Genomic DNA, 8,987 nt, shown 5'->3' on the forward strand with positions numbered 1-8,987 from the left:
TGGCTGCCACGAAGCGTGTTCTGGCGTTGGGTTTGGGGATCCTCGGGGTTAACGCCATGCACGAGTTGCACTAGCCGACCTGGGGCAGGGGTGGTTCGAGGGAAGTAGCCATGTCCACGCACGATGACGGGCGCGGCCGCAAGGCCGGTCCGACCCCTGAGTTTCAGTCAGATTTCGCCAACAGGCAGAGCGCGGGCGGAGCGCCCCAGACGTGGGGCGCCAATGCCCTCAACACGCAACCAAGCGAGGTAACCTTCATGGGACAAGGAGCGGGTAGGCCAGGGCCGGGACAACGCTCGATCTTCGGTGGGGGCGGTCCCGTCTTCGCGCAGATGCCGACCTATACGCCGGTGACGCGGGGCCCGGCTCAGAGGGCGCCTGAGCCGCAAGCGCCATCCTTCACCCCTTACGTTGCAAGCCAACAACCGGCTCAGCAGAACTTCCAGAACCCCTTCGCCTCCCAGCCCGTCCAACCGGCGCCGCAGCCGGCCCCGGCGCCGGCCCCGAACTTCCAAAACTTCCAAGCCGCCGCGCCGAATTTTCAGGCCCCCGACTTCCAGTCGCAGGCCTATCGCGCGAACCAGCCTGCGAGCACGCCGAACTTTTCCGCGCCGGAGCATCCCGGCGCGCAGGGCTACCCCGGCGCAGGCTATGGCGGGGCACAGGGCTACGGCGGGCAGTCCTACCAGCCGCAATCCTACCCGGACGCAAACTACGGAGATGCAAGCTTCCCCGAAGCGCCGTCAGACGAGGCCGGCTACGCCGAGCCCAAGTTCGGCGACGCCTCCTTCAGCAACCAGAACTACGGCGATGCGAGCTTAGGCGATGCGAGCTTCGAAGACGCCAGCTTTCCGGATTCGAATTTCGGCTCGTCCAACTCGCCGTTCGGCAATTTGGAGTCCGGGCTCGATGGCGGTTTCGCATCGCATCAAGCGCAGGGGCAGGCTGACCACGGCTTCGATACCTTCAACGAAGAGCCCTCGCAAGACTACGGCATGTCCTCGCATAACGGATCGGGCCAAGTGCCGCCGAGCGATCCGCGCCGGCAGCTCCAGGCTTTCGATGCGCTCTACGATCAGCCGCCGCAGATCGCGCTCGGCTCCGCCGAGCCCCAGCGCCGCGGCGCCCAGGATTTCTTCGAGAGCGATCGTGTCGACGCCGATTTCCTCGACGAAGGGCAGGTGACGCCGCCTCCGGCCGCCCGCTCCAAGATGGCCTCACTCAAGGGCAAGAGCGCCTTCATGGTAGGTAGCGCCCTTCTTGGCGCCATCGCCTTGGGCGGGGCTCTCGCTTTCGTCTACAAGCAGTCCGGCGGTGGCATTGGCAGCGAGCAGCCCCCGGTCGTGACCGCCGACAATAGTCCTGTGAAGGAAGTGCCCGACGATCCGGGCGGCAAGGAATTTCCTCACAAAAACAAGCTGATCTACGACCGCCTCCAGAACGGTGACGAGGCCGAGAACGACAAGCTCGTGCCGCGCCAGGAGGACGTCGCGGTTCCCGCGCTTCCGCCGGCTCAGACCGAGACGGCGGGCCTCCCGACGCCGGTGGCAACTACCGACCTCACGACGCCGTCGGCGGCCCAGGCTGCGGTCGACAGTACTGCCGCCGGTGCCGCTCCTGCGGCGGTGGCTTCCGCCGACGATACGACCGATGGCGGTCCGCGCCGCGTGAAGACGCTCAAAGTTCATCCCGACGGCTCGGTCGAAGACCCCGCCCCGGGAACGGCCGCGGCAGCCCAAGGCGCCGACAGCCAGACGGCGGCACTGCCTGCGCCGGCAGCGCCCGCTCCGGCCGCGGCAATGCCCGTTCCGGCCGCCGATCCTGCGCCTGCGGCGGCAGCCGCGCCCGCGCCGGCCCCGCAGCAGACTGCGGCCATGGAGCCGGCACCCGCCGCGCCCAAAGCCAAGCCGGCCGCCACGCAAGCCTCTGCCACGCCTGCAGCCGCGACGGGATCGACCAAATATGTCGTCCAGGTTGGCTCGAAGAAGAACCAGACCGAGGCGCTCGCAAGTTTTGCCGATATGCAGCAGAAATACCCAAGTCTGCTCGCCAATTACCGGCCGATAGTGCAGAAGGCCGACCTCGGCACCAAGGGTGTCTGGTATCGCTTGCGCATCGGGCCCATCGCCGACAAGGCGGCCGCGGCGAAGCTGTGCAGCCAGTTGAAGGCGCAAGGCTTGCCCGACTGCCTGGTCGCGACGCAGTAGCGTTCAACCGGCTGGGCCTTGACCTTTGGCCGCGACGCACGCTACGCCGCGTCGTGACCCTTAAAGCTTTCATTTCGGGCTGCTCCGGCGCGTTCCTGAACGACGCCGAGCGACGGTTCTTCGCCGAGCACCGCCCCTGTGGGCTCATCCTCTTTGCCCGGAACTGCGAAACGCCGGATCAAATTCGCGCGCTCGTCGCCGCCTTCAGGGAGGCGGTGGGCAGCGAGCAGGTGCTGGTCCTGATCGACCAGGAAGGAGGCCGCGTGCAGCGCTTGCGCCCGCCGCACTGGCGCAACATGCCGCCGGCGCGCTGCTATGGCCACCTCTACGAAAAGGATCGCGGCGCGGGCAAAGCTGCGGCCTTCGCCGGCGCGCGACTGATCGCTCAAGAACTCCACGCGCTCGGCATCAACGTCAACTGCACGCCCGTGCTCGACGTGCCGGAGAAGGGCGCGCACGAGATCATCGGCGACCGCGCCTTCTCGGACGATCCCGAGGTCGTCGCCGTACTCGGCCGCGCGGTGATGGACGGAACGCTCGCCGGCGGCGTGCTTCCCGTGATCAAGCATGTGCCGGGGCACGGCCGGGCCCGCGCCGACAGCCACCTGTCCTTGCCGTGCATCGAGGCTGACGCGCGTGATCTCGAGGCGATCGACTTCCGCCCCTTCCACGCGCTCCGCGACGCGCCGCTCGCCATGACCGCTCACGTGCTGTTGCCCTGCTACGACGAGCGGCGACCGGCGACCACCTCCCCCGTTATAATGCGGGAAGTGATTCGTGGAACGATCGGGCTCGAAGGCTTGGTGATGAGCGACGATATCGGCATGCAGGCGCTGCGCGGTCCTTACGCAGATCGGGCGCGTGAGGTGATCGACGCCGGCTGCGACGTGGTGCTCCATTGCAGCGGGGACTTCGCCGAGATGCTCGACACCGCGCGCGCCACCCCCCCGCTCGAAGGTCTCGCCGCCGAGCGGTTCGCGCGCGCCCGCTCTTTCCTTCATGCGCCCGAGCCGTTCGACGAGACCGAGGCAATGGCGCTCGTGAGCGAGGCGGCAGGGAGTCCCGTGGCATGACGGACGAGACCGAAAACACCATCGCCGAGGAACCTGACCAGGCCGGGCCGTCGGACTGGGAAGCAACCGAGGAGCGTGTCGAAGCCGCTCCCGGCGAGACGCTGTTCGTCGATGTCGAGGGCTTCGAAGGACCTCTCGATCTTCTCCTTGCGCTGGCGCGCACGCAGAAGGTCGACCTCGCCAGGATTTCGGTGCTGGCGCTCGCCCAGCAATATCTCGACTTCATCGCCGAGGCGCGGCGCTTAAGGCTCGAGATCGCCGCCGACTACCTCGTCATGGCGGCGTGGCTCGCCTTCCTCAAGTCGAAGCTCCTCCTCCCGTCAGAGCCGTCGGAGGAGGGGGAGCCGACCGGCGCGGAGCTTGCCGCTCTCCTCGCCTTCAGGCTGAAGCGGCTCGACGCCATGCGCGAGGCCGCGGCGCAGCTCATGACGCGCAAGCGGCTCGGCCGCGACGTGTTCGCGCGCGGGCTTCCCGAGCCGATCCGCGTCAACAAGAAGAGCGTTTACGACGCCAATGTCTACGATCTGCTCAAGGCCTATTCCGAGCAGCGCCGGCGCACCGCGACCCGCACGTGGCAGGTGCGCCAGCGCACCGTGTGGTCGCTCAAGGAGGCGCGCCAGGAGCTCGAGCGGCTGCTCGGCATCAGTTGCGATTGGGCGCCGCTCGACCAGCTTCTCGCCGAATTTCTGGTCGAACCTGAGCTGCGCAAGACCGCGCTCGCCTCGAGCTTCACCGCCACCTTGGAGATGACCCGCGAAGGGTCGCTCGAGATCAGCCAGTCGAAACTGTTCGCGCCGTTGATGATCCGCCGCCGTAACCGAGCCGCGTAACATGAGAAGCCAGAGGGAAGAACAAGGACGAGGCCGCGCATGACAGCGAAGCAATTGAGTAGGGTCGCCACGATGACCGAAGACGAGACGGAGCGCGAGGACAAGGCGCCCCCGCGTCTGCCATTGCCGCTCCCGTCCAACGTCATCGCCCTGCAATCGACCGACCGGCGCGAGAAGCTCCGCATCGTCGAGGCGCTTCTGTTCGCGGCTGCCGAGCCGCTCGACGAGGCCAAGATCGCCCAGCATTTCATGGAAGGAGAGGACGTGCGCGCGCTGCTCGAGGAGCTGCAATCGATCTATGCCGGGCGCGGCGTCAATCTCGTGCGCGTGGCCGGCAAATGGGCGTTCCGCACCGCCGACGATCTCTCCTTCCTGCTCGAGAAGCAGGCGGTCGAGCAGCGCCGTCTATCCCGCGCGGCGCTCGAGACGCTCGCCATCATCGCCTACCACCAGCCCGTGACCCGCGCCGAGATCGAGGAGATCAGGGGCGTGTCCACCTCGAAGGGCACGATCGACGTTTTGCTCGAGACCGGTTGGATCAAGATGAGGGGACGCCGCCGCGCGCCGGGACGCCCGGTGACCTACGGCACGACGGAAAGCTTCCTCGAGCATTTCGGTTTCGACCACATTCAGGACTTGCCGGGCCTGAACGAGCTGAAGGGAGCGGGGCTGCTCGACTCGTCACTGCCGCCCGGCTTCTCGATGCCGAACCCCGACGACTCGCCCGCGCTCCGCGACGACGAGGAGCCGCTCGAAGACGACCCGCAACACGAGGAGCCTCTCGGCGACAAGGACGACGACCCGGGCAGCGAGCCGGCCTGATCGGGTGGCGCCTACCGTGCGATCTCGGGTAACGGCTTGTCCTTCCAATAGTCGTGGACGAGCTTGAGATTCTGCGCGTGGACCTCGCGGTAGGGCTCGGCGGGGTGAATCCAGCCCTTCGCCGCTTCGGGCCCGATATAGTCCTCCATCGTGCCCTGCAAAAAATCCGCGTCGTGGGCTTTGCCAAGAACCCTGGTGACATAGGCGATGGTCGCATCGATCAGCGTCGTGTCGAAGCCGCCTTTCGTGATCGTTTCGGGGTCGCCGTGATTGGGAAGAATCCTGGCGATGTCCCAGCGCTTCATCTCGTTGAGCTCGCGCACATGCTCGGCGAGGTTCTCCACCTCGATCATGTAGGTGAGGGGGTCTTCCAGCGTATCGCCGGCAAGCAGAAGCTTGTCGCGCGGGAGCAAGGCGACGCAGCCGTCGATGCTGTGGATGTTCCTGCGGCGGAGCTCGACGTCGATCTCTCCGACGCGGAGTTGCAAGTGGTCGTCGAACAGGATGTTGGGGAAAACGAGCGGCTTGATCGGCGGCGGTCCCCACACCGTGCCGGCCTGGATGTCGGCTTTGTGTCTGGCGAGCGCCTCGCGCGTGAGCGCCGTGGCGATGATGGGGCAATCGGCGAACGCTTCGTTGCCGGCGATGTGGTCGAGATGCCAATGGCTGAGCACCACGGTGAATTTCCGAACCCCCTGGCGCTCCAAATAACCGCGGACGAACCCGGCCTGCGGGATGCTCGCGAAGGTGTCGTAGACGACCGCTTCGCTCCCGCTGTGGATCGCGTACATGGCGGTGCCGAGCGCCATGGCTGAATCGTCGTACCAATTGCGTTCCCTGCTGATGCGCGTGTAGGGCTCGCGGCCGGCGTAGAAGGAGATCAGGTAGGGCTTGTGGTGGGTGATCCTGATGGGGGGTCTTGGAGCTTCGCTCATTTGCTCGATACGGGTCCTCGATCGCATTTGGCAGTGAACAACAGGCCGCCTCCGATTCCTAGCGGCAACCATGGTCTTGCATTCCGGCCGGGGAGGATGCGCGCGGGGTTGCGCCAAGCCGTGGCGAGCGCGTAGATCAGCGTCATGTTCGAAAGGTTGAAGGCTCGCAGTCGTGCCGCCGCCGAACGACAGAACACGCGGGGAGGCGGCAAGGTCGGGCGCGGCAAGGCCGCGGTCGCCTTCGCCGCACCGCTCACCTTCGATGAGGTCTCGCGCCGCTACGGCGAGAGCCTCGCGCTCGATCGCGTGAGCCTCGACATCGCGCCGGGCGAGATCGTCTGCCTGCTCGGGCCATCGGGTTGCGGCAAGACCACGCTCCTGAGAATCGCCGCGGGCGTCGAGCGCCCTTCCGGAGGGCGCGTGCTCATTGATGGCCAGGAGGTCGCCGGCCCCGACCGCTTCGTTCCGCCCGAGAAGCGCGGTGTTGGGCTCATGTTCCAGGACTTCGCGCTGTTCCCACATCTTTCCGTGCTCGACAACGTCGCCTTCGGGCTCAACTTCCTGACGCGAAGCGAGGCCAAGGCCGAGGCGCTTGCAGCGCTCGAGCGCGTCGGGCTCGCCCACTATGCCGCCGAGTACCCGCATATCCTCTCCGGCGGCGAGCAGCAGCGCGTGGCGCTCGCCCGCGCGATTGCTCCACGCCCCGGCATCCTCCTCATGGACGAGCCGTTCTCAGGGCTCGATCCGCGGCTCAGAGAGAGCATGCGCGAGGAAACGCTTGCCATCCTGCACGAGACGCGCGCCACCTCGATCGTCGTGACCCACGACGCCGAAGAGGCCATGCGCATGGGCGACCGGGTGGCTCTGATGCGCCAGGGACGGATCGTGCAGACCGGAAAGGCGCTCGATCTCTACCGCGCGCCGAAGGACATTCTCGCCGCGCGCACCTTCTCCGACTTGAACGAGCTTCCGGCGCGCGTCGAGCGGGGAAGTGCCGAGACCGTGCTCGGTCGTTTCTTCGCCGGCGCCATCCCGGATGGCAAGGACGCGATCGTCTGCGTGCGCCAGGGCGGTGTGCGGCTTCTTCCTGCGGGCGAGGGCGTGCCGGGCCGGGTGCTCGACACGCGCTTTCTCGGCGATGTGGGGCTCGTCGAGGTTGCAGTGCAGGGACTCGACGCGCCGATCCTCGCGCGTGTGCGGGAAAGCGATGTGCCGAGCCAAGGCAGCGAGATCGGCGTCGCCGTCGATGCGGGCGCCGTCCTCGTTTTCGAGGCCGAAAACGGCGCGGCCCGCGAACCGTGAGGCCGTATACCGGCGAAAGCCGGTATCCAGCGTCCCCTGCTCAGTGCTTGCTGCTCTGGACCCCGGCTTGCGCCGGGCTGACGATGACCCCGGCTTGAGGGGGGCGGGCTTTGCTGCCATAGTGCGCCGGAATTCGACGTGCGGGCCAAGGTCCCGCTGGAGATTGCTGATGGGATTGAGCTGGTCGCATATCCTGATCGTGCTCGTGCTGTTCGTGCTTCTGTTCGGGCGCGGCAAGATTTCCGAGCTGATGGGCGACGTGGCCCAAGGGATCAAAAGCTTCAAGAAGGGCATGGCCGAGGACGAGGAGCCCGCCAAGGAGCCCGCGCCCAAGGTCATCGAGCACAAGGAGGCGGCGCCCCGCGCCAAGACCGCCTCGCGCCCCAAGACCCCGCGCAAGCAGAAATCGGCCTCCTGAAAAGAGCGGGCAAATTTGCCTCAGCCTCTCGTCGTGCCCGGGCTTGACCGGGGGCACCAAGCGGCTACAGGGTCGGGGCGCGCGGCCCCGAAGTGCCGGGATCAGCCCGGCAGTGACGCAACGGATATCGGCGCGCTGAATCACGTCCATGTTCGACATCGGATGGTCTGAGCTTCTCGTCATCGCCGTCGTCGCCATCGTCGTCGTCGGGCCCAAGGACCTGCCCCGGCTGATGCGCACCTTCGGCCATTACGCGGGCAAGCTCCGCCGCGCGGCGGCTGACTTCCAGCGCCAGTTCGAGGACGCGATGCGCGAGACCGAGCTCGAGGAGGTGAAGAAGGCGATCGAGAGCGTTCGCACATCGACGCCCGAGATCGACCTCAAGGCGCCGGTCGACAAGCCGATCATGCTGCCGGGACCATCAGCCGAGTCGGCAGCTACGCAAAAGAATGGCAGAGGCGCCGCTCCCAACGCATCGCCGGATGCGCCGCCCGAGAAAAAGCCCGCGCCGAAGCGGAAACGCGCGGCGAAGCCCAAGATTGCGGCGTCCGCCGCCCCGGCGGAGCCCGTTTCTGCCAAGCCGAAACGGACCCGCAAGGCGAAACCCGAAGCGAAGCAGGTCGAGCCCGAGAAGGCTCAATCGAAGCCGCCGTCGGATGCGGAACCCAAGCCGTGACCCACGAGGACATCGAGGCAACCAAGGCGCCGCTCATCGAGCATTTGATCGAGCTCAGGCGCAGGCTCATCTGGTCGCTGCTCGCGATCTTCATGGCCTTCCTCGTCTGCTTCTATTTCGCCAAGCCGATCTACAACCTCCTGCTCTTCCCCTACCGGCTCGCGGCGGGCACCGACGCTCCGATCGAGCTGATCTACACCGCGCCGCAGGAGTTCTTCTTCACCGAAGTGAAGCTCGCTATGTTCGGCGCGATCTTCATTGCCTTCCCGGTGATCGCCTCGCAGATCTGGATGTTCGTTGCGCCCGGTCTCTACAAGAACGAGCGCAAGGCTTTTCTCCCCTATCTGATCGCCACCCCGATCCTGTTCCTCATCGGCGCAGCGCTCGTCTATTTCGTGGCCATGCCGCTCGCCATGAAGTTCTTCCTGTCGATGCAGCAGACCGGCGACAGCCAGGTGCAGATCCATCTCACCGCACGGGTGAGCGAATATCTCTCGCTGATCATGACGCTGATCTTGGGGTTCGGCATCTGCTTCCAGCTGCCGATCCTGCTCACGCTGCTCGCGCGCGCCGGCTTCATCACCGCCGCCGACCTCAGGGCGAAGCGCCGCTACGCCATTCTCGGCGTGTTCATCGTCGCGGCCGTGCTCACGCCGCCAGACCCGATCAGCCAGCTTGCGCTCGCCATCCCCACCGTCCTGCTTTACGAGGCCTCGATCTTCGC

Annotated in this window: 9 protein-coding genes; 8 read left to right on the forward strand and 1 reads right to left on the reverse strand. The window is 66.5% G+C overall.

The features are described from left to right. Nucleotides 1–110: 110 nt before the first annotated feature. The 4 genes from VFB18_RS09865 to scpB are packed head-to-tail and all read left to right on the forward strand — an operon-like array spanning nt 111 to nt 4,932. Nucleotides 111–2,207 (forward strand): SPOR domain-containing protein, encoded by a 2,097-nt coding sequence (locus VFB18_RS09865; RefSeq protein ID WP_324974302.1) that lies wholly within the window; start codon nt 111–113, stop codon nt 2,205–2,207. 53 nt (nt 2,208–2,260) lie between these two features. After that, entirely contained in the window at nt 2,261–3,280 is a 1,020-nt protein-coding gene (gene nagZ / locus VFB18_RS09870; protein ID WP_324974305.1) for a beta-N-acetylhexosaminidase, read from the forward strand. Continuing rightward, nucleotides 3,277–4,110: a ScpA family protein gene (locus VFB18_RS09875; protein WP_324974307.1), complete on the forward strand. Its 834-nt coding sequence runs from the start codon at nt 3,277–3,279 to the stop codon at nt 4,108–4,110. The genes nagZ and VFB18_RS09875 overlap by 4 nt, the downstream gene beginning before the upstream one ends. A 39-nt stretch (nt 4,111–4,149) precedes the next feature. Continuing rightward, complete coding sequence (scpB, locus tag VFB18_RS09880; RefSeq protein WP_324974310.1) at nt 4,150–4,932, forward strand: SMC-Scp complex subunit ScpB; 783 nt, start codon at nt 4,150–4,152, stop codon at nt 4,930–4,932. A gap of 11 nt (nt 4,933–4,943) precedes the next feature. Here scpB and VFB18_RS09885 read toward each other — a convergent pair whose 3' ends face one another. Continuing rightward, nucleotides 4,944–5,867, reverse strand: coding sequence for an MBL fold metallo-hydrolase (locus VFB18_RS09885; RefSeq protein ID WP_324974313.1), 924 nt, complete (start codon nt 5,865–5,867; stop codon nt 4,944–4,946). 144 nt (nt 5,868–6,011) lie between these two features. Between VFB18_RS09885 and VFB18_RS09890 the strand changes: the two genes are divergently transcribed. The 4 genes from VFB18_RS09890 to tatC form a co-directional block, all read left to right on the forward strand. Continuing rightward, entirely contained in the window at nt 6,012–7,169 is a 1,158-nt protein-coding gene (locus tag VFB18_RS09890) for an ABC transporter ATP-binding protein (RefSeq protein WP_324974316.1), read from the forward strand. Nucleotides 7,170–7,338: 169 nt separating this feature from the next. Next, a complete protein-coding gene (locus tag VFB18_RS09895) occupies nt 7,339–7,587 on the forward strand; it encodes a twin-arginine translocase TatA/TatE family subunit (protein ID WP_324974319.1) in 249 nt (82 codons plus the stop codon). Nucleotides 7,588–7,735: 148 nt separating this feature from the next. Further along, on the forward strand, nt 7,736–8,263 hold the full coding sequence (gene tatB, locus VFB18_RS09900) for a Sec-independent protein translocase protein TatB (RefSeq protein ID WP_324974322.1): 528 nt from the start codon (nt 7,736–7,738) through the stop codon (nt 8,261–8,263). After that, a partial coding sequence (gene tatC / locus VFB18_RS09905) for a twin-arginine translocase subunit TatC (protein ID WP_324974325.1) occupies nt 8,260–8,987 on the forward strand: 728 nt, incomplete at its 3' end. The genes tatB and tatC, both read left to right, overlap by 4 nt.

It is taken from the genome of Methyloceanibacter sp. (assembly GCF_035650995.1).
In the GTDB taxonomy this organism is placed as follows: domain Bacteria; phylum Pseudomonadota; class Alphaproteobacteria; order Rhizobiales; family Methyloligellaceae; genus Methyloceanibacter.

Coding starts and splice junctions, on each gene's coding strand:
- VFB18_RS09865 (WP_324974302.1), top strand. CDS start 111: ATGTCCACGCACGATGACGGGCGCGGCCGCAAGGCCGGTCCGACCCCT.
- VFB18_RS09875 (WP_324974307.1), top strand. CDS start 3,277: ATGACGGACGAGACCGAAAACACCATCGCCGAGGAACCTGACCAGGCC.
- scpB (WP_324974310.1), top strand. CDS start 4,150: ATGACAGCGAAGCAATTGAGTAGGGTCGCCACGATGACCGAAGACGAG.
- VFB18_RS09885 (WP_324974313.1), bottom strand. CDS start 5,867: ATGAGCGAAGCTCCAAGACCCCCCATCAGGATCACCCACCACAAGCCC.
- VFB18_RS09890 (WP_324974316.1), top strand. CDS start 6,012: ATGTTCGAAAGGTTGAAGGCTCGCAGTCGTGCCGCCGCCGAACGACAG.
- VFB18_RS09895 (WP_324974319.1), top strand. CDS start 7,339: ATGGGATTGAGCTGGTCGCATATCCTGATCGTGCTCGTGCTGTTCGTG.
- tatB (WP_324974322.1), top strand. CDS start 7,736: ATGTTCGACATCGGATGGTCTGAGCTTCTCGTCATCGCCGTCGTCGCC.